This window comes from Mycolicibacterium bacteremicum (assembly GCF_002086115.1).
GTDB classification, from domain to species: Bacteria; Actinomycetota; Actinomycetes; order Mycobacteriales; family Mycobacteriaceae; genus Mycobacterium; species Mycobacterium bacteremicum.
Genome location: NZ_MVHJ01000003.1, coordinates 101223 through 119377, shown reverse-complemented (window position 1 = coordinate 119377; position 18155 = coordinate 101223). Strand labels below are relative to the sequence as shown.

Annotated in this window: 20 protein-coding genes, 1 tRNA gene and 1 other RNA gene; 11 read left to right on the top strand and 11 right to left on the bottom strand. The window is 69.5% G+C overall.

What is annotated here, in order from left to right; translation table 11 throughout:
• The first annotated feature begins 24 nt into the window (after positions 1 to 24).
• Positions 25 to 96, top strand: a tRNA-Val gene (locus BST17_RS04695).
• A gap of 103 nt (positions 97 to 199) precedes the next feature.
• On the opposite strand, the gene BST17_RS04690 is transcribed toward BST17_RS04695, so the two are convergent.
• A complete protein-coding gene (locus BST17_RS04690; protein ID WP_083055777.1) occupies positions 200 to 445 on the bottom strand; it encodes a hypothetical protein in 246 nt (81 codons plus the stop codon).
• A gap of 184 nt (positions 446 to 629) precedes the next feature.
• The gene (locus BST17_RS28975) at positions 630 to 848 is read right to left on the bottom strand and encodes a hypothetical protein (RefSeq protein ID WP_133053509.1); all 219 of its coding nucleotides are present in this window, start codon (positions 846 to 848) and stop codon (positions 630 to 632) included.
• A 332-nt stretch (positions 849 to 1180) separates the two neighbouring features.
• On the opposite strand from BST17_RS28975, the gene BST17_RS04685 reads away from it, so the two are divergent.
• Positions 1181 to 1453 (top strand): hypothetical protein, encoded by a 273-nt coding sequence (locus BST17_RS04685; protein WP_083055776.1) that lies wholly within the window; start codon positions 1181 to 1183, stop codon positions 1451 to 1453.
• A 4-nt stretch (positions 1454 to 1457) separates the two neighbouring features.
• On the opposite strand, the gene BST17_RS04680 is transcribed toward BST17_RS04685, so the two are convergent.
• The 3 genes from BST17_RS04680 to BST17_RS04670 all read right to left on the bottom strand — a co-directional run bounded on the left by BST17_RS04680 (position 1458) and on the right by BST17_RS04670 (position 3280).
• On the bottom strand, positions 1458 to 2027 hold the full coding sequence (locus BST17_RS04680) for an SOUL family heme-binding protein (protein ID WP_083055775.1): 570 nt from the start codon (positions 2025 to 2027) through the stop codon (positions 1458 to 1460).
• 66 nt (positions 2028 to 2093) lie between these two features.
• The gene (locus BST17_RS04675; protein WP_083055774.1) at positions 2094 to 2279 is read right to left on the bottom strand and encodes a hypothetical protein; all 186 of its coding nucleotides are present in this window, start codon (positions 2277 to 2279) and stop codon (positions 2094 to 2096) included.
• 173 nt (positions 2280 to 2452) lie between these two features.
• Entirely contained in the window at positions 2453 to 3280 is an 828-nt protein-coding gene (locus tag BST17_RS04670) for an oxygenase MpaB family protein (RefSeq protein WP_083055773.1), read from the bottom strand.
• Between the two features lie 37 nt (positions 3281 to 3317).
• On the opposite strand from BST17_RS04670, the gene BST17_RS04665 reads away from it, so the two are divergent.
• Positions 3318 to 4274, top strand: coding sequence for a cobalamin biosynthesis protein (locus tag BST17_RS04665; protein WP_234807534.1), 957 nt, complete (start codon positions 3318 to 3320; stop codon positions 4272 to 4274).
• Here BST17_RS04665 and BST17_RS04660 read toward each other — a convergent pair.
• Genes BST17_RS04660 through BST17_RS04650 form a run of 3 tightly spaced genes read right to left on the bottom strand, consistent with a single transcriptional unit; the run spans position 4228 to position 6318 of the window.
• A complete protein-coding gene (locus tag BST17_RS04660; protein WP_083055771.1) occupies positions 4228 to 5154 on the bottom strand; it encodes an SURF1 family cytochrome oxidase biogenesis protein in 927 nt (308 codons plus the stop codon). The genes BST17_RS04665 and BST17_RS04660 overlap by 47 nt on opposite strands.
• On the bottom strand, positions 5151 to 5639 hold the full coding sequence (locus BST17_RS04655) for a low molecular weight protein-tyrosine-phosphatase (RefSeq protein ID WP_083055770.1): 489 nt from the start codon (positions 5637 to 5639) through the stop codon (positions 5151 to 5153). Before BST17_RS04655 ends, BST17_RS04660 begins: the two co-directional genes overlap by 4 nt.
• On the bottom strand, positions 5632 to 6318 hold the full coding sequence (locus tag BST17_RS04650; protein ID WP_083055769.1) for an HAD-IA family hydrolase: 687 nt from the start codon (positions 6316 to 6318) through the stop codon (positions 5632 to 5634). Before BST17_RS04650 ends, BST17_RS04655 begins: the two co-directional genes overlap by 8 nt.
• Before the next feature lie 107 nt (positions 6319 to 6425).
• Here BST17_RS04650 and cobC point away from each other — a divergent pair, with 107 nt between their 5' ends.
• Genes cobC through BST17_RS04630 form a run of 4 tightly spaced genes read left to right on the top strand, consistent with a single transcriptional unit; the run spans position 6426 to position 10286 of the window.
• The gene (gene cobC / locus BST17_RS04645) at positions 6426 to 7382 is read left to right on the top strand and encodes an Rv2231c family histidinol phosphate aminotransferase CobC (RefSeq protein ID WP_234807547.1); all 957 of its coding nucleotides are present in this window, start codon (positions 6426 to 6428) and stop codon (positions 7380 to 7382) included.
• Complete coding sequence (locus tag BST17_RS04640) at positions 7379 to 8509, top strand: Nif3-like dinuclear metal center hexameric protein (protein WP_083055767.1); 1131 nt, start codon at positions 7379 to 7381, stop codon at positions 8507 to 8509. Before cobC ends, BST17_RS04640 begins: the two co-directional genes overlap by 4 nt.
• Positions 8506 to 9234, top strand: a complete 729-nt coding sequence (locus BST17_RS04635) for a zinc ribbon domain-containing protein (protein ID WP_083055766.1) — start codon at positions 8506 to 8508, stop codon at positions 9232 to 9234. Before BST17_RS04640 ends, BST17_RS04635 begins: the two co-directional genes overlap by 4 nt.
• Positions 9231 to 10286, top strand: a complete 1056-nt coding sequence (locus BST17_RS04630) for a bifunctional RNase H/acid phosphatase (RefSeq protein ID WP_083056050.1) — start codon at positions 9231 to 9233, stop codon at positions 10284 to 10286. The genes BST17_RS04635 and BST17_RS04630 overlap by 4 nt, the downstream gene beginning before the upstream one ends.
• A 9-nt stretch (positions 10287 to 10295) precedes the next feature.
• On the opposite strand, the gene BST17_RS04625 is transcribed toward BST17_RS04630, so the two are convergent.
• Positions 10296 to 10865 carry a type II toxin-antitoxin system RelB family anti-toxin gene (locus BST17_RS04625; protein ID WP_083055765.1) on the bottom strand — a complete coding sequence of 190 codons (570 nt, stop codon included), beginning with the start codon at positions 10863 to 10865 and terminating at the stop codon, positions 10296 to 10298.
• A gap of 47 nt (positions 10866 to 10912) precedes the next feature.
• Between BST17_RS04625 and BST17_RS29920 the strand changes: the two genes are divergently transcribed.
• From BST17_RS29920 to rnpB, 3 genes are all read left to right on the top strand, one after another.
• Positions 10913 to 12430: a bifunctional NAD(P)/FAD-dependent oxidoreductase/class I SAM-dependent methyltransferase gene (locus tag BST17_RS29920; RefSeq protein WP_083056048.1), complete on the top strand. Its 1518-nt coding sequence runs from the start codon at positions 10913 to 10915 to the stop codon at positions 12428 to 12430.
• Positions 12431 to 12538: 108 nt separating this feature from the next.
• Positions 12539 to 14329 (top strand): DUF222 domain-containing protein, encoded by a 1791-nt coding sequence (locus BST17_RS04615; protein WP_083055764.1) that lies wholly within the window; start codon positions 12539 to 12541, stop codon positions 14327 to 14329.
• Positions 14330 to 14417: 88 nt separating this feature from the next.
• Positions 14418 to 14817, top strand: an RNA gene (gene rnpB, locus BST17_RS04610) — RNase P RNA component class A.
• Between the two features lie 3 nt (positions 14818 to 14820).
• Here the strand turns inward: rnpB and BST17_RS04605 are convergent.
• Positions 14821 to 16284 carry a CYTH and CHAD domain-containing protein gene (locus BST17_RS04605; protein WP_083055763.1) on the bottom strand — a complete coding sequence of 488 codons (1464 nt, stop codon included), beginning with the start codon at positions 16282 to 16284 and terminating at the stop codon, positions 14821 to 14823.
• Between the two features lie 142 nt (positions 16285 to 16426).
• Here BST17_RS04605 and BST17_RS04600 point away from each other — a divergent pair, with 142 nt between their 5' ends.
• Entirely contained in the window at positions 16427 to 17224 is a 798-nt protein-coding gene (locus BST17_RS04600) for an enoyl-CoA hydratase/isomerase family protein (RefSeq protein ID WP_083055762.1), read from the top strand.
• Between the two features lie 4 nt (positions 17225 to 17228).
• On the opposite strand, the gene panB is transcribed toward BST17_RS04600, so the two are convergent.
• Positions 17229 to 18086: a 3-methyl-2-oxobutanoate hydroxymethyltransferase gene (panB, locus tag BST17_RS04595; protein ID WP_083055761.1), complete on the bottom strand. Its 858-nt coding sequence runs from the start codon at positions 18084 to 18086 to the stop codon at positions 17229 to 17231.
• Positions 18087 to 18155: the final 69 nt, after the last annotated feature.

Here is an 18155-nt window from a genome sequence, read left to right as displayed (position 1 = left end):
ACGGCGTGTAAGTTGCCTGCGACGGGGCGCGTAGCTCAGTGGTAGAGCTCTGGTTTTACACACCAGCGGTCGGCGGTTCGATACCGTCCGCGCCCACTTCTCTTCCCGGGTGTCCTCATGGACGACGAAGGCGGGCGACGGCGGGATGACGATGGGCGGGCCCGATTACTCGGACCCGCCCATATGTGTCTTCTCCAGATCAGTCGTTCGGACCCTGGACGGTCTGCTGCGGGGCCGTCACGGGCGGGGTGAACACGCCGCCGCCGGGGTTGATCGACTTCTCGGTCGGAGTCAGTGAGGGCTCCGTGGTGGTGGTCGTCGGGGTGGTCTCTTCGGGCTGGTCGCTGTCGCTGCTGCACGCCGCGGTGAAGCCGATCATCGCGATGATGGCAGCACCGCCAACCGCTGCCGAGATCCGACGACGAGCCAGACGCTGTGTTGCCATTTCGGGTCCTTCTTTCGTTCTCAAGACGGTGTTGAAAACTGTAACGCGGTGACTGCTTTCGCACATTCCGCGAACCGCGGCTGATCTTACGTCACAGATCCCGTTTGTGAACGCCACAACCGGGCCCTGACCGGCGGGCGTCGTCGGTCATGTCGAGCCACCCGCTCAACCGAGCGGCGGTCGGTCAGTCCTGCGGGTCGAAGGTCTGCTGCGGGGCGGTCACCGGCGGGGCAAAGACTTCGCCGTCCGAGCTCACGGCGAGCTTCGCTGAACCCAACGGAGACTGGGCGATCCCTTCCGCCTGACCGATGCCGGGCGCGACGGTCATGCCGATCGCGGCAACGACAGCGGCACCGCCGATCGCTGCGAGAATCCGACCACGAGTCGACTGTTGTGTTGTCATGCTCAAGTTCCTTCTCTTCGTTCAATATCGTTGCCCACCGTCCAACCAGGCGATCGTTTCGGTTATTCCTGCCAAGGATGGTGTGCAGGAACACATCCGACTCCGGACGAAGTCCCACTAAGGGAATCCCCCGACGATGATTCGGGTTTCCCGGCTGTCCGGCGGCCTGAGTGGTGCCCGACGATAGCGGGGTACATCGGGACTCTCAAAAGGGCTGGCGGAGAGCGGTTTCGATCCGACGATCTTCCACGAGTCGCACGGTGATCATCAGACGGCGTGTTTCGCCCGACCGGGTGTGGCAGGCGCGTCGGCTCAACTCGAAGGGACGTGAAATGACCAGCTTCAGAAAGCTCGCCGCCATCCTCGCATTCGGCGGGGCGGCACTCGTGTCGGCTCCGGCTGCGTCCGCGGCGCCGTCCGGGCCGGCCTCGGCCGCCGAGACCGTGGCGGACCTGCGCGCACAGGGCTACAGCGTGCAGGTCAACGGCACCCGCAACGGTCCGCTGTCCAACTGCTCGGTGGACGCCGTGCGCGGGCCCTACACCCGGAGTCCGGGCGCGACGGTCTACGTGGACCTGTCCTGCCCGGCCGAATACATGTACTGAGAGCTCACGAGACCAGCCGGACCGCGACCTCGTTGCGGCGCCGGAACGGCAGCGTCCAGGGCGGGTCGTAGAACCATGCGACCGGGTCGCCGTCGGGCGTGACCTCGCTGCCCTGCAATTCGGCCAGCAGTTCTGCGGCCTTGACCTCGACGGCGGCGGCACTGCGGTCGCCGCTGAAGCCCAACACCGCGTAACGCTCGCCGGGAACCTCCACCACGGTGACCGACCCGTCGTCGGGTTCGGGCAGCGTGTCCATGGACCACTTCGACGGCATGTAGAACCGGATCACCGACCCACCCTCGGCGCCGGAGTGGGCGACGGGGGCGGTCATCGCAATCGTGTCCGCGCGGCTGTTGCCCCCGAAGATGTAGCCGGCGAGCCGGCGGAATCCGGCGCTGCGGGCGTCCTGGCCATCGCCCGGCACCGCCGTCTGCGCGGCGACGCGGGGCCCGTAGCGCCGGATCTCCACCTCTCCGATGCGGCCCTCACACAGGTAGAACGGTTCCTCGGTACCGGTGCGAATGCCGACGATGCCGCCGATGCCCTCGGCGACCTGGACGATCTTGTTGAACATGTCGGCCCGGATACCCGCTGGGGCGGTCGCGTACTCCAGTGCGGCGGGACGGGCCGACCGGACCGCTCAGTCGTTGTAATGGATGGTCTGCGGTGCGGTCACCGGCGGGGTGAACGGGTACACATCGGAACCGGATCCCTCGGCGCTCACCGCGTCGACCGACAGCGGCTGGATCGGGCCGGCGGCTGCGGTGCCGACGGCTGCCGACAACAGCGCGGCGGCAGCGGCAGTCGAGATGATGATCTTCTTCATGACTTCTCCTGGTGCAGTGGGAAACTGACTTGCAGGTCCCACCGTATGAGCGTCCAGGAGCGCCGGCCATGGACGCATAGAATTCTCAAATAGGTTGCGAAAGAGAACAACTCGGCATCCTATGGATCGGATATGAACGGCGTGACACCTCGGCGGGCCAACGGATAGGCTTGTCAGACCACACGTTTGCCGCGGCGAGCCCGGGTGCGCATGTCCAGTAGATAGAGCTGGTAGCCCACCAGATACACCTCGCGTGGGATCACCCGGTCGGCGACCCGCAGCCCGGAGAGCAGCCAGCCGAACGCCCGCTGTTGGCGCGTCGACCAGCCCAGCTGCATCAGGTCACGGAACTCCGGCGGCAGGAATCCGGTGGTGGCGAACAGGTTCAGCGGTCCGGCGAGCTGCCGCAACGGGGTCGGCAGGAAGACCAGCGCGGCCACACCGTGCAGATGCCTGCGCACCGGCTCGTCGATGCGCAGATTCGCCAGCGACTCATTCCAGTACGCGTCGAACGCCGCCCGGTCCGGCGGCCACATCTCCGGGCGGACCTGCAGCGTGCTGCCCAACCGGACGGCGTCACGGTAGACCGCATCGGCGGACTCCTCGTCCAGCGGCCCGTACAGGAACTCGTGCTGATCGATGTAGTAGCGGTACAGGCAGGCCGCCACCCACAGTTGCAACTGGGGGTCGAAGGCGTGATAGCGCACCGGACTGTCGGGCCGGGAGCGGACCCGGCGGTGTGCGGTGTCGACGGCGGCCCGGATCAGCCGGCGGTCGGTATCGGTGCCGATGGTCGCGGCGGCCAGATACGTGCCGGTGGTGCGGGCGCGTTTGAACGGATGCTTGTAGACGTTGCCGCTGTCCACCGGGCTCTCCAGCACCCCGTAGCCCACACCGGGAGAGGCCAGCTGCATGATGACGTTGGCCGCCGGCGCCAGTGCGGCCGCCGGATTGATCAGGTCGGCAATCCGCGTCGGCCGCTTCGGTGGACCAAGCCTCATGTCATCGAGTACACCACCCTGTGAGACGCTGCCCGACGTGTTTGGGCACAGAGGTTCCGCGCGCGCTGCCGGTCTGGCCGTCGGCTATCTGGCCGATCTGTGTTTCACCGATCCGCAGCGCGGCCATCCGGTGGCGCTGTTCGGCCGGGCCGCGGCCGCGCTGGAACGGCGCACCTACGCCGATGACCGGTCCGCCGGTGCCGTCCACACCACGGCACTGCTGGCCGCCCTCGGGGCGCTGGGGCTGCTGGTCGAGCGTGCCGCCGCGCGCCGCGGGCCGCTGTGGACGACGGTGGCCACCGCGGCGGCCACCTATGTCGTGCTCGGTGGGACGTCACTGGCCCGCACCGGCGGTGAGCTGGCCAACCTGCTGGACGCGCAGGACATCGACGGCGCCCGCGCCCTGCTGCCATCGCTGTGCGGGCGGGACCCGGCGGCACTGGACGCCGACGGGCTGGCTCGGGCCGCACTGGAGTCCGTCGCCGAGAACACCTCCGACGCCCAGGTGGCGCCCATCCTGTGGGGTGCTCTGGCCGGTGTGCCCGGCCTGCTGGTCTACCGCGGGGCCAACACCCTGGACGCGATGATCGGGCACAAGTCCCCGCGCTACCAGCAGTTTGGTTGGGCCGCGGCGCGATTCGACGATCTGCTGAACTATCCCGGGGCGCGGGCCACCGGGGCCATCGTCGTCGCGGTGTCCGGCGCCCCGAGCGGGGCATGGCGGGCCTGGCGTCGTGATGCGGCCGAGCATCCCAGCCCCAATGCCGGTGTCGCCGAGGCGTCCTTCGCCGGTGCGCTGGGGGTGCGGCTGGGCGGGCCCACCCAGTACGCGCACCGGCTGGAGATGCGTCCGGCCCTCGGGGACGGACCGGCCCCGGTGGCCGCAGATCTGCGCCGCGGGGGCAGGCTGTCGCGGCTGGTGCAGGCGGGGGCGACGGCGCTGGCGGTCAGCGTCGCTTTCCGTACCGGTCGGCCAGCTTCTGCTCGGTGCTGACCGGTGGCTGCGCGGCGGCGACCGGTGGCTGCGCGCCGGTATCGGCTGGCTCGGCCGTGCTGCCGTCCGTGCTGCCGGAACTGGTGCCGGTCTGGCTGGCTTCGGCCGCGGTGCCTGTCTGGCGGCCTTCGGCCGCGGCCTTCTCCCGGCGGCGGATCCGCACCTCGGACAGGATGAAATAGCCCACCCCGATCGGGGCGATGATGCCGAAGGCGATCCACTGGATGCCGTAGGACAGGAACGGTCCGGCGTCCAGGATCGGCAGCGGGATCGCGCCGAGCACCCCGGGCTGATCCTCGACCAGTTGCAGGTAGGAACCGGTCAACGGGACGCCGGTGAGCTCGGAGATCTGACCCGGGTTGATGGTGTACACCTGCTGAGCGCCGTCGGCCACCAGCGGATCCTTGCCGGGTACCAGACCCTCCGGGTCGCGTAGCCGCGCAGTGATGTCGACCGTTCCGGTCGGCGCATCGGCGATCGGCGGCACCGCCGTGCCCTGCTCGGGTTTGACGTAGCCACGGTTCACCAACACCGTGGGACCACCGTCGACGACGAACGGCACCAGCACCTCATAGGCCGGCGCACCGTCGACCGAACGCAGCCGGGCCAGCACCTGTGCCTCGGGGAGATAGTGGCCGGTCGCGGTGACACGCTGCCACTGGTGCTCGTGCGACGACGAATCCTGCTGCGGCAACACGGTTTTGACCGGCACCGGATCGGTGTTCAGCGAGGCCGCGATCTGCGCGTTCTCCCGCGAGGTGGTGGTGTTCTTGCCCAACTGCCAGGGCGCCAGCACCGTGAAGCACAACCACGCGAACGCCGCCACCACCACATAGAGCGCCAGCCACTGCGGCCGGAACAGGAAGGCCCAGCGTCTCATCGCGCGTCCAACTGGTCGTCGACCCAGCCGTGCAGCCCGGGCAGCGCGGATTCGATGACGGTGAAGACGGCCTCGAAGTCCTCCGGACCGCCGTAATAGGGATCCTCGACGTCCAGCGGGTGCGCCCCCGAACGCGGGTCGAAGGCCCGCATCATCCGCAGCCGTTCGGCCGGCACGCCCATGTCGGCCAAAAATCGTGCGTGGTTGCGACCCATCGCCACCACCATATCGGCGGCCAGATGGTCCTCATCGAGCTGAGCGGCGCGGTGGGTAATCGGATATCCGTGCGCCAGCAGCACCGCGTTCGTCCGGTGGTCGGCGCCGTCACCGGCATGCCAGCCGCCGGTCCCGGCGCTGGTGACGCGCACCCGGTCGGCCAGTCCGCGTTCCTCGATCTGATGGGCGAACATCTTCTCCGCCATCGGGGACCGGCAGATGTTGCCCGAACAGACGAAGGTGACATGCAGTGGCGCAGTCTCAGACACCCAGCACCTCCCGCAGCTCGGCCATCGTCGCGACGCGGCGCAGCGGGGCCGGCGCGCCCGGACCGTCGAAGTCGTCGCCGCCGTAGCCCCAGTCGACCACCACGGTCTCGATACCGTGCACGGCGGCGCCTTCGACGTCGTGGGACCGGTCACCGATCATCAGCACCCGCTCGGGCAGCGGGGCCAGCTGCTCCAGCGCGTACGCGACGACCTCGTGCTTGGCGGCGCGGCTGCCGTCGGGGCTGGCGCCGGCGATCACCTCGAAGCTGTCGTCCAGCCCGAAGTGGGCCAGGATGCGCTGCGCGGTGGGCTGGGCCTTGGAGGTGGCCACGGCCAGTCGCACCCCGGCCCGCTGCAGGTCGGACAGCAGCTCGGGAATCCCGTCGAACACGCGATTCATCGACCAGCCGCGGCTGGTGTAGTCCGCCCGGTAGGCCGCCATCGCGTCCTGCACGCGCGGGCCGAGGCCCATCGAGCTCAGTGTCAGATGCATCGGCGGGCCGACGATGCGGCGTGCCAGATCGCCCTCCGGGATCTCCGCGCCGACATGGTTCAGGGCGTGCCGGAAACTGGCCACGATGCCGTCCGCGGAGTCCGTCAGGGTGCCGTCGAGGTCGAACAGCACCAGCTGGGGCGTGCGGGTAACGGTGTCGGGCACGGTATCGGTCACGCATCCCATTGTCGCCGATGTACCTGTGCAGCTGGGCGGCGCACTAGGGTCGTGCTGTGGCAGACGAGGTTCGGCAGGCGGCGCGGTATCACGGTGATCAGGCCGTGGGCCCCGGGATGCTGGACTTCGCGGTCAATGTGCGCGCCGGCGGTCCGCCGCCGTGGCTGGTCGACCGGCTGGCGTCCCGGCTGCCCGACCTCGGCCACTATCCGGCAGCGGCCGATGTGGACCGCGCCGTCGACGCCGTCGCCGCCCGGCACGGCCGCGGCCGCGACGAGGTGCTGCTGCTGGCGGGCGGTGCGGAGGGATTCGCGCTGCTGCCCAACCTGCAGCCGCGGTCGGCCGCGCTGATCGCGCCGTCCTTCACCGAGCCCGAGGCGGTGTTGGCAGCCGCCGGGGTGCCGCTGACCCACGTCGTGCTGGATCCGCCGTTCGCGCTGGGCGCCGTGCCCGACGAGGCCGATCTGGTGGTGGTGGGCAATCCGACCAACCCGACCTCGGTGCTGCACCCGGCCGAGGCAATCCTCGGACTGCGTCGCCCCGGCCGCATCGTGGTGGTCGACGAGGCGTTCGCCGATGCGGTGCCCGGTGAGCCGGAATCGCTGGCCGGCCGGTCGCTGCCGGACGTGCTGGTGCTGCGCAGCCTGACCAAGACATGGTCGGTGGCCGGGCTGCGGGTGGGCTATGCGCTCGGCGCCCCGGAGGTGCTGGCCCGGTTGTCGGCACGCCGCGCGCACTGGCCGCTGGGCACGCTGCAGCTGGAGGCCGTGACGGCCTGCTGTGCGCCGGCCGCCGTGGCCGAAGCGCAGGAGGGCGCGCGGCGTCTGGCGGTGCTGCGCGCCGAAATGGTCCGCGGGCTGCGCACCGCGGGCATCGACGTGGTCGAGGGCCGGGCGCCGTTCGTGCTGATGCGGGTGGGGGATGCCGAGTTGGTGCGCAAGCAGCTGGACGCGAGCGGGATTGCGGTGCGCCGCTGCGATACGTTCGTCGGCCTGGACGGTGGCTACCTGCGGGTCGCGGTGCGCCCGGAGTGGCCACAACTGGTGCGGGCAGTGCAGGAGGTGCTGCGGTGAGTGTGTCGTTGGCCGAGGTGATCGATGTGCTCGACGCGGCCTACCCGCCTGCGCTGGCCCAGGATTGGGATTCGGTCGGACTGGTGTGCGGTGATCCGGCCGAGCCGGTGACCTCGGTGACGATCGCGGTCGACGCCACCGACGCGGTGGCCGCCGAGGTTCCCGAGGGTGGCCTGCTGCTGGCGCACCATCCGCTGCTGTTGCGCGGGGTGGACACCGTCGCGGCGTCCACGGCCAAGGGCGCGCTCATCCATCGGCTGATCCGCGGCGGACGGTCGCTGTTCACCGCGCACACCAACGCCGATTCGGCCGCACCGGGGGTGTCGGATGCGCTGGCCGAGACGCTGGGGCTGGTGGTCGAGGATGTGCTGTCGCCGGTGCCGTCGGGTCCCGATCTGGACAAGTGGGTGGTGTTCGTCCCCGCCGATCATGCCGGCGCACTGCGGGAATCGCTGTTCGCCGCCGGCGCGGGCCAGATCGGTGATTACTCCTGCTGCAGTTGGAGTGTGTCGGGCACCGGGCAGTTCCTGCCCCATGAGGGTGCGACGCCGGCGATCGGCGCGATCGGTGCCGTCGAGCAGGTGGCCGAGGACCGCATCGAGGTCATCGCGCCGGCCGGCCTGCGCGCCCGCGTCCTCGCCGCGCTGCGGGCCGGGCATCCCTACGAGGAGCCGGCGTTCGATGTGCTCGCCCTGGCGCCGCTGCCTGCCGGGGTGGGCATCGGCCGCATCTGCGCGCTGCCCGAACCGGAACCGTTGTCGGCCTTCGTCTCCCGGGTGTCCGGTGCGTTGCCGTCGACCACCTGGGGGGTACGCGCCGCCGGCGATGCCGACGCGGTGGTGTCCCGGGTCGCCGTCTGCGGGGGCGCCGGGGACTCGTTGTTGAGCACCGTGGCCCGGGCCGGCGTGCAGGCCTACGTCACCGCCGACCTGCGCCATCATCCCGCCGACGAGCACGGCCGGGTCTCCGATGTGGCGTTGGTCGACGTCGCGCACTGGGCCAGCGAGTACCCGTGGTGTCACCAGGCGGCAGCCCTGCTGAGTGGGCACTTCGGAGCAGATCTACCGGTGCGGGTGAGTTCCGTGCGCACCGATCCATGGAATATCGATGGAGGACGTCAACCATGAAAGCCGCAATCAGCCAGCAGCGTTCACTGCTGGACCTGGTCGAGCTCGACGCCGAGATGCGTCGTGTCGAGCACCGCGCCAACAACCTTGCCGAGCAGCAGGAGTTCGACCGGGCCCAGGACGAACACCGCATCGCCAACGATCAGCTGGCGGTGGTGGCCATCGCGGTGGAGGACCTCGACGGGCAGATCGCCAAACTGGAGAGCGAGATCGAGTCGGTCCGTCAGCGCGAGGATCGCGACCGCGGCCTGCTCGACGGCGGCACCGTGAACGCCAAGCAGCTCAGCGAGCTCCAGCACGAGCTGGAGACCCTGGAGCGCAGGCAGGCGTCGCTGGAGGATTCACTGCTGGAGATCATGGAACGGCGGGAAGAGCTGCAGCGCAAGCAATCCGAGGACCTGGCGAGGATCGACACCTTGCACAACGCGTTGTCGGCAGCGCAGCTGGCGCGGGATGCGGCACTGGTGGAGATCGACAACATCCGACAGGTGTCCGCCACCCGCCGGGAGGAGCTGGTGTCGCACCTGGACGCCGATCTGGTGGCGTTGTACGAGAAGGTGCGCGCCGGTGGCGGCGCGGGAGCCGGGCTGTTGCAGGGCCGACGGTGTGGGGCGTGCCGCATCGAGATCGACCGCGGTGAGATCGCCAGGATCACCGCGGCCGCCGATGACGATGTGCTGCGCTGCCCGGAGTGCGGGGCGATCCTGCTGCGGGTCCGCCCGTGAAGGTCGTCGTCGAGGCCGACGGCGGCTCCCGGGGCAACCCGGGTCCGGCCGGCTACGGCGCGGTGGTGTTCAACGCCGACCGGTCGGCGGTGCTGGCCGAACGCCGGCAGTCCATCGGACGGGCCACCAACAACGTCGCCGAATACCGCGGTCTGATCGCCGGTCTGGAGGCCGCGGCGGAACTGGATGCCACCGAGGTCGTGGTGTTCATGGACTCCAAGCTTGTGGTCGAGCAGATGTCCGGCCGGTGGCGCGTCAAGCATCCGGATCTGCTGGAGCTCAACCGGGAGGCTAGTCAGCTCGCTCGACGGTTCGACAGTGTGGAATACGGATGGATTCCGCGGGAACAGAATTCGCATGCCGACCGGTTGGCCAACGAGGCCATGGACGGCGCCGCCGAACCCGTCCCGACATCCTCGCCGGGGTGGAGCGGTGCCCGGGGCGAGCCGACCCGGGTGCTGTTGCTGCGCCACGGTCAGACCGAATTGTCGGTGGAACGTCGGTACTCCGGACGGGGCAATCCACCGCTGACGGAGCTCGGGCGCACCCAGGCCGACGCCGCGGCCCGCTATCTCGGCGCGCAGGGCGGTGTGACCGCGGTGCTCTCGTCTCCGCTGCAGCGCGCGCAGGAGACCGCTGCCGCCGCAGCCAAAGCTCTCGATCTGGATGTCACCGTCGATGAGGGCCTGATCGAGACGGACTTCGGCGCCTGGGAGGGGCTGACCTTCAACGAAGCGGCGCAACAGGATCCGGAGCTGCACGGGCGGTGGCTGCGCGACACCAGCATCACGCCACCGGGCGGCGAGAGCTTCGACGCGGTGGCCGACCGGGTGCGGGACGCCCGCAACCGCATCATCGCTGAGTACGCGGGCTCGACGGTCCTGGTGGTCTCGCATGTGACGCCGATCAAGACGATGCTGCGTCTGGCGCTCGACGGTGGCGCCGGCATCCTCTACCGGTTGCACCTGGACCTCGCCTCGTTGAGCATCGCCGAGTTCTATCCGGACGGTTTGGCATCGGTGCGGCTGGTGAACCAGACGTCGTACCTGTAGGTCGGCGTCTCAGTCGGAATGCAGGTGTAGGCGTTCGCCGTGGACATCGAAGATCATGATGGCCTCCACCGGGCCGTCGACGGTACCGAACCAATGCGGCGTCCACGTCGAGAATTGCACGGCCTCACCAGGTTTGATGATGAAGTCGCGCTCGCCGAGGACCAGGCGCAGCCGCCCGGACAGGATGTACATCCATTCCTGACCCTCGTGGGTCGGCAGCTCGGCCGGCGGCGTGTTGCGTCGAGTGCTGATCCGGACCTTGAACGTGTGCCGGCCGCCGGTGGCGCCCTGGCGGGTGAGTGGCCAGTACGTCACGCCGTGCCGGGTGTGCGAGCTGCCCCGGACCCGGGGGTCTTCAGATTCGGGCTCGCGTAGCAGTTCGTCGGTGCTGACCGCGAGCGCATTGGCCAGGCGCGGTAGATGATCCAGGGCCAGTCGGCGCTTACCGGATTCCAGCCGGCTCAACGTGGAGACGTCGATGTTGGCGCGGCGGGCCACATCCTGCAATGTCAGCCCCTGCTGGTTGCGCAGATCCTTCAATCGGCGACGGACTGTCTCATCGACGCTGTTTGCCTCCATGGCAAACCAGCTTGGCATTTCGCGGGGTGGTCGGCAAGCTCGAAGACATGGAAAAGATGTGGGATTGCATCGTGATCGGCGGTGGCGCGGCCGGGCTGAGTGCGGCACTCGTGCTGGGCCGGGCCCGTCGCAACACGCTGGTGGTGGACGAGGGCGCGCAGAGCAACCTGGCGGCGCACGGCATCGGCGGCCTGCTGGGGCAGGACGGCCGCCCGCCCGCGCAGCTCTATGCCGACGGTCGTGCCGAGCTGCAGAAGTATCCGAGCGTGCACTTCCGCGCGACCCGGGTCACCGGTGCGAAGGCCGACGGCGCGGATTTCGTGGTCGAGCTGGCCGATGGCGTCCGCGAACGGACCCGCCGCATCCTGCTGGCAACCGGGATGGAGTACCGGCCGCCGCAGATTCCCGGCCTGGACGCGCTGTGGGGCGGTTCGGCCTTCCACTGCCCGTTCTGTCACGGCTGGGAGGTGCGCGACCAACCGTTGGCGGTGCTCGCCGACGGTGACCGGGCCGTGCACATGGCGCTGATGCTGCGCGGCTGGAGCGATGACATCGTGCTGTTGACCAACGGCGGCGCGGTGCCGCCCGTCGAGGGAATCCCAGTGGATGACCGTGTGGTGACCGAATTCCGTTCGGAGAACGGTGTGTTGACCGAGATCAGGTTCGCCGACGGCGCCCCGCTGGCACGACGCGGCGTGCTGGTGGCCGCGACCCTGCACCAGCGCTCGGACCTGGCCGCACGCCTCGGTGTGGCGTTCGCGCCGCCCACTCCGGTATCCGCCGACGCCATCGTGGTCGACCAGTTCCAGCGCACCACGGTGCCGGGGGTGTTCGCGGCCGGTGATGTCAGTGTGCAGATGCCCCAGGTCGCGGCCGCGGTGGCGAGCGGTTCGCTGGCGGCCGCGGCCGTCGTGCAGAGTCTGCTGGCCGATGACGTCGGCCTGCCGGTGCCGCCGTGGCCGGTGGCCGATACCCAGCAGCATTGGAATGCGCACTACGGCCAGCGGGAACGGATCTGGAGCGGTCGGGTGAACGTCCGGATGTCCGAGGTGGCCGCCGAACTGACGCCCGGGCGCGCGCTGGACCTGGGCTGCGGCGAGGGTGCCGACGCCATGTGGCTGGCCTCGCGCGGCTGGTCGGTGGTGGCCACCGATGTCTCCGATGTCGCCCTCGAACGGGCCGCGCAGGACGCTGGAGAGTTGTTGAGCCGCATCGATTTTCAGCAACACAATCTGGAGGAGAGTTTCCCGGAAGGGGAATTCGATCTGGTGTCGGCGCAGTTCCTGCACTCGAAGCTGCCGATGGACCGGGTGCGGGTGTTGCGCCGGGCGGCCGAGGCGGTGGCGCCCGGGGGAGTGCTGCTGATCGTCGATCACGGTGATGCGCCCCCGTGGTCGCACCATCAGCACGTGGAGTTCCCCTCCGCCGAGGAGGTCGTCGCCGGTTTGAACCTGGGGGAGCAATGGGAGCGCGTGCGCGTCGAGGCGGTGGCGCGCGAGGCCGTGGGTCCGGACGGGCAGCCCGGGCACCTGACGGACAACGTGATGGTGCTGCGGCGGCGCTGACGCGCGCATATCGGGTGAGGCAACTGCTTCTGAGCTGGGCGTTCGGAGTTATCCACAGGGGTTGAAAATCTCCCCATCGTGTCAGTGTGCGTCGGTAGAATCGCACACATGTTCGAACGATCGGAACTGTCGGCGATGAGCGATCGCGCGCTCATCGACGCGGTCACGGCCGCCACCCGCGAAGAAGCCGCCGCCGCGGCGCGCCGCTTGGCGTTCGTCGCCGAGGTCACGGCCCGGCACTGCGATGACGAGGACGAGTTCTCGGCGCTGAAGTTGATCGACGGGTGGGCGCTGGCCAAGGCCGAGATCAGCGCGGCCGGCAACCTCGGGCCGCATGCCGCCAACACTCAGATGCGGATCGGGATGGCGCTGCGGGAACGGTTACCGCGCACCGCGGCGGTGTTTGCCGATGGCGCTGTCTCGGCCAAAGTGATCAATGCGATCACCTGGCGCACCCACCTGGTCACCGATCCCGAGGCCCTCGCCCGTATCGACGCCGGCATCGCCGAGAACGCCCACGGCTTCGGGGTGCTTTCCGAGACCGGCCTCATCGCGGCCGTCGACCACTGGGTGCACAAATACGATCCCCTGGCCGTGATCCGGTCGAAGGCCGCGGCCAAGGACCGCTACATCGAGTTCGGCGACACCAACGACCCCGACGGCGTCGTCTCGTTCTGGGGCCGGATGCGTGCCACCGACGCCAAGATCACCGAGGCCCGCCTCAACGCGCTGGCCGACACCGTCTGCCCCAATGACCCGCGCACCGCACGTGAACGCCGTGCCGACGCCACCGCCGCCGTTGCCGCCGGAGCCGACCGCCTCACCTGCCTGTGCGGGGACCCCGACTGCGACGCCGCCGGCAAGGATCCCCGGGCAGGTGCGGTCAACATCTACATCCTCGCCGGGCAGGATCCGGCTGCCGGGTCCGGAGCCGATCCCGGACCCACTCCCGCGGGGCCGACGCCGCCGGCCCCCGACGAGGACGACCGACCGGCAGAACGCCGCGCGGATGGCGACAAGTCCGAAGCCGACGAGGCTGCACCCGACGAGCCTGCACCTGACGAGCCTGCACCTGACGAGCCTGCACCCGACGAGCCTGCACCTCATGAGCAGTCCGAGCCGCAGCCACCTGCGGCACCCGCAGCGCAGTGCCAGCCCGCCGCGCGGTGCCAGCCCGCCGCGCGGTGCCAGCCCGCTGCACCCGGTGGCGGCGCGGGCATCACCCTGGATGGGGCAATCATTCCCGCCCACCTGCTCGCCGAACTCATCGACGCCGGGGCGAAAGTCCGAACCATCGGCCCGTCGCAGCTGGGTTCCGAACCGCGCTACCGGCCCTCGGCCGCGCTCGCGGCGTTCGTCCGCATGCAACAGATGACCTGCAGCTTCCCGGGCTGCGGACGACCGGCCCACCGCTGCGATCTGGACCACGTGGTCCCGTGGCCGGCCGGGGCCACTCACCCGGGCAACCTGCGACCGCTGTGCCGCGAACACCATCTGCTCAAGACCATGAAAACCGGCTGGAGCCCGCGGGCGAACCCCGACGGCACGACGACGTGGACCGCGCCCACCGGGCACCGCTACACGACGGCGCCATTGGCCTCAGTCCTGTTCCCGCACACCACCGTCGACACGCCCATACCGAGAACGCGGCACATCAGCCTCATCGATGAGCACGACCGCGCACCGGCGGTACCGAGCAGACAGCGCACCCGAGAGCATGACCGCGAATACCGCATCAACGCCGAACGCAGCCGCAACGCACTGGAACTGGCACTCGAGCAGGCCCGCGGACAACCGCCGCCCGCGTACCCGCGCCCCAGAACAGGCCGGGCCGGCGGCTACTTCGACGAGACCACATCTGCCGACCCCGACATCGACACCGACCCACCGCCGTTCTGACGATGGCGCTTGCCACGTCAGGGGAGGTCGTTTGCTCGCCGAAGATGGCGGGCGACGCGCAACTTGATGCTACGGTTGCGCGCGCGGACGAGTTGGCCGGGCGGCCGCGGGCCTCGGGGCGACCCGGGGTTCGAGGAAAGTCCGGACTTCACAGAGCAGGGTGATTGCTAACGGCAATCCGGGGCAACCCGCGGGACAGTGCCACAGAAAGCAGACCGCCGCCCGCATGGGCGGTAAGGGTGAAACGGTGCGGTAAGAGCGCACCAGCATCCCGGGTGACCGGGATGGCTAGGCAAACCCCACCCGGAGCAAGGCCAAGAAGGCCGCAACCTGGTTGCGGCCGCGCAAGCGTTCGAGGGTTGCTCGCCCGAGCTTGCGGGTAGGCCGCTTGAGGCACCCGGCGACGGCGTGTCCAGATGGATGGTCGCCTACCGGCCCTCCGCCGAGGAGGGCCGGTACAGAATCCGGCTTACAGGCCAGCTCGTCCGCCCCTACTTCTTGACCGCCTTCTTGAGCGCCTTGAGTGCCTCGTCGATACCGTCCTCGGCCTCGTCCGCCACCTCGGCCTCCTTCTGGTAGAGCAGCCCGTAGGTGAAGGTGTCCTCCCCGGCGGCATGGGCGGCGTCGGCCTCCTCCAGCAGATGGGTGCGGCTGACCACGCTGTCCTGATGATCGCCCAGCAGGCTCTGGATCGTCTTGGCCTTGGCCTCCACCTCGGAATCACCGGTGGCCGACGCCGTGTAACGAAGCCGCTTCGCGCGCTTGCGAATACGGTGCAGCGACTCGTCGGTGCCGTCCTCCTCGGCCACCTTCGCCGCCTTGGCGACTTTCTTGTAGGCCGCCGCTACGCTCGCGGCGGCCGACTCGGCGCCGGACTTCTCCGCCGTCTCCGACGGCGCCGCAACCAACTCGTCCAGACCGTCGAGCAGTCGGAAGTAGCGCTCCGAGCGCATCGCCAGCAGCGACCGGCGCCAGCCGTTCGCGTACTGCGCCTTGGCGCCGTCGACCAACCGGGCCCGCACGGGACCGCGGACCAGTTCCGGGGCCAGCGAGTCGAGGGCCTTCTCGTACTTCTCGGCCAGCACCTCGGCATCGCGGGCCACCCCGAGGATTCCGGCCAGCAGCTTCAACTCGTCGAGGATCCAGGAGTCCTTGGGCAGCCCGAACGACTCATCGGCGAGCAGGCTGCGGATCTTGCGGGTGGTCACCCGCATCTGGTGCACCGAGTCCCAGGCGTCGGCGCGCACCGCCCGGTCCCACACCAGCAGTTCGGCGACATTCTCGGCCACGGCCCGGCGCACCGGATCGGACGACTCGACGGCGGCGGTCGCCGGCTCACCGGTCGCCAGCACCCGCGCCAGTTTCGACCCGTGCCCGGCCGGGACCGCACCGGCGTCGAACAGTCGATTGGCCAGCCGGTCCAACAGCTCGGAAGCCTTGGGACGGTCACCGATCAGTTCGAGCTCCCACTCCCGCCATGTCTGCGGTTCGCTGTCGGGCCGCAGTGCCGCCGCATTGACCTGGTCGTCGCAGAACTCGGCGATCGGCGCCTCGTCGGCCCCGAAGAGCAGCGACACCGTGCGATTGGTGGTGATCCGGGCGACGGCGGACAGCGGACGATCACGAACGATGGCCGCGACGACATCGCGGATCTCCTCGGGCACCGCATCCTGCAGCGGCGCGCGCACCTCGGTGCGGGCATCCGGCCCCGCGGGCAACTTCACGTGCCAGCCGGCATCCGAACCCCCCGTCCGCCGGCGCAGGGTGATCTTGTGGGCGGCCAGATCGTAGGACTCGGTGTCGTAGTACACCGCTTCGAGCAGCTGGGTGGGCGCATGCTGAACCCTCGACACCACGGCCAGACCCTCGAAGGAGGGGGAGACCGTGGTCCCCACGACGTCGAACTTCCGCTCAACCTCGGTGTGGCGCGACGTTTTTGGTTTGTCAGCAGGCATGTTCACCCTTGTTCGATGTGGCGCTCGGTCAAAGTTGTGAACAGCGTGCCACATCTAGGTGAACAACCACCCGCCGTGCGCAGGGCCCCGATTCGGGGGCGCGTGTTACACATCACGGTGCCGGCGTAATACGGTGTGCGCCATGACCGCATTCGAGACGCTGAAGTTCACCCGGGCCGGTTCCATCGTCAACATCGTCCTGGACCGCCCCGACGCCGCCAACGGCATGAACGCCGCGATGACGCACGACCTCGCCGTCGCCGCGTCGCTGTGCGACACCTCGGACGCGAAGGTGGTCACCGTGACCGGCGCCGGCCGCTTCTTCTGCGCCGGCGGCGATCTGAAGGCGATGGCCGCGGCCGAGGACCCGGGCGCGTTCGTCAAGGGCATCGCCAACGACCTGCACCGCGCCATGTCGACGTTCGCCAGGATGGATGCCGTCCTGATCACGGCGGTCAACGGCGTCGCCGCGGGCGCCGGATTCTCGCTCGGCGTGTCCGGCGACCTCGTGCTGGCCGCCGAGTCGGCGTCGTTCACCATGGCCTACACCAAGGCGGGGCTGAGCCCCGACGGCGGCGCGAGCTACGTGTTGCCGCGCCTCATCGGCCTGCGCCGCACCCAGGACCTGATGATCACCAATCGCGTGGTCAAGGCCGCCGAGGCGCTGGATTGGGGTTTGGTCACCAGTGTCGTTCCCGACGCCGACCTGCCCGCCGCGCTGACCGCACTGGCCGAACAGGTGGCCGCCGGTGCCCGGGGCTCCAACTCCGCGGTCAAGCAGTTGCTGGTGAGCAGCTACGCGAACGGTTACGAGGCCCAGCTGGAGCACGAGGCCCGCCATATTGCCGCAAACGCCTCCTCCGCCGATGGCAGAGAAGGCGTCGCGGCATTCCTGGGTAAGCGCAGCCCGGCGTTCGGCGGAGCCGAACAAAAGGCCTGAGCGGCTAGTAGGAGTGCTCCTCGGCGGGGAAGACCCCGCCGGCCACCTCGTCGGCGTACTGCACCGCGGCACGCCGCAGGTCGGCGCCGATCTCGGCGAACCGCTTGACGAACTTCGCGGTCTTGCCCGAGGTCAGCCCGGCCATGTCCTGCCACACCAGCACCTGGGCGTCGCAGTTGGGCCCGGCGCCGATACCGATGGTCGGGATGGTCAGCTTGCCGGTGATCTGGGTCGCCAGCTCGGCGGGCACCATCTCCAGCACCACGGCCACCGCGCCGGCCTCGGCCACCGCGATCGCATCGTGGATGGTCTGGTCACCGGCGTCACCCCGACCCTGCACCCGGAACCCGCCGAGTCCGTTGACGCTCTGCGGGGTGAATCCGATATGCGCGATCACCGGAATGCCGGCCTGGGTGATCGCGGCGATCTGCGGGGCCACCCGCTCGCCGCCCTCCAGCTTCACCGCGTGCGCACCGGTCTCCTTCATGAACCGGGTCGCGGTCTCCAGCGCCTGATCCACGCTGCGCTCGTAGCTGCCGAAGGGCAGATCGGCGACCACCAGCGCGTGCTGCGCGCCGCGGACCACCGCGCTGACCAACGGGATGAGCTCCTCGATGGTGACGCGGACGGTGGTGTCGTAGCCGTAGACGACATTGGCTGCGGAGTCACCGACCAGCAGTACCGGAATACCGGCGTCGTCGAAGATGCGGGCGGTGGAGTAGTCGTAGGCCGTCAGCATCGACCACTTGTGGCCTTCGGCCTTCCACTTCTGCAGGTGGTGGGTACGCACCTTGGTCCGCGGAGCGGACGAATCAGCCTCGGCGGGAGTATTACCGGCACCATAAACGGACTGCTCAGACATCTGTGTCCTCGATGTGTCGTTGTCGGGTAGTCCTCGAGGCCCATCCGGGTCCCCGGGTCTTCTGACGCC

Coding starts and splice junctions, on each gene's coding strand:
- cobC (WP_234807547.1), top strand. CDS start 6,426: ATGCTGGACTTCGCGGTCAATGTGCGCGCCGGCGGTCCGCCGCCGTGG.
- BST17_RS28975 (WP_133053509.1), bottom strand. CDS start 848: ATGACAACACAACAGTCGACTCGTGGTCGGATTCTCGCAGCGATCGGC.
- BST17_RS04675 (WP_083055774.1), bottom strand. CDS start 2,279: ATGAAGAAGATCATCATCTCGACTGCCGCTGCCGCCGCGCTGTTGTCG.
- BST17_RS04615 (WP_083055764.1), top strand. CDS start 12,539: ATGTTCGAACGATCGGAACTGTCGGCGATGAGCGATCGCGCGCTCATC.
- BST17_RS04605 (WP_083055763.1), bottom strand. CDS start 16,284: ATGCCTGCTGACAAACCAAAAACGTCGCGCCACACCGAGGTTGAGCGG.
- BST17_RS04650 (WP_083055769.1), bottom strand. CDS start 6,318: ATGGGATGCGTGACCGATACCGTGCCCGACACCGTTACCCGCACGCCC.
- BST17_RS04690 (WP_083055777.1), bottom strand. CDS start 445: ATGGCAACACAGCGTCTGGCTCGTCGTCGGATCTCGGCAGCGGTTGGC.
- BST17_RS04600 (WP_083055762.1), top strand. CDS start 16,427: ATGACCGCATTCGAGACGCTGAAGTTCACCCGGGCCGGTTCCATCGTC.
- BST17_RS04680 (WP_083055775.1), bottom strand. CDS start 2,027: ATGTTCAACAAGATCGTCCAGGTCGCCGAGGGCATCGGCGGCATCGTC.
- BST17_RS04670 (WP_083055773.1), bottom strand. CDS start 3,280: ATGAGGCTTGGTCCACCGAAGCGGCCGACGCGGATTGCCGACCTGATC.
- BST17_RS04625 (WP_083055765.1), bottom strand. CDS start 10,865: ATGGAGGCAAACAGCGTCGATGAGACAGTCCGTCGCCGATTGAAGGAT.
- BST17_RS04685 (WP_083055776.1), top strand. CDS start 1,181: ATGACCAGCTTCAGAAAGCTCGCCGCCATCCTCGCATTCGGCGGGGCG.
- BST17_RS04660 (WP_083055771.1), bottom strand. CDS start 5,154: ATGAGACGCTGGGCCTTCCTGTTCCGGCCGCAGTGGCTGGCGCTCTAT.
- panB (WP_083055761.1), bottom strand. CDS start 18,086: ATGTCTGAGCAGTCCGTTTATGGTGCCGGTAATACTCCCGCCGAGGCT.
- BST17_RS29920 (WP_083056048.1), top strand. CDS start 10,913: ATGGAAAAGATGTGGGATTGCATCGTGATCGGCGGTGGCGCGGCCGGG.
- BST17_RS04635 (WP_083055766.1), top strand. CDS start 8,506: ATGAAAGCCGCAATCAGCCAGCAGCGTTCACTGCTGGACCTGGTCGAG.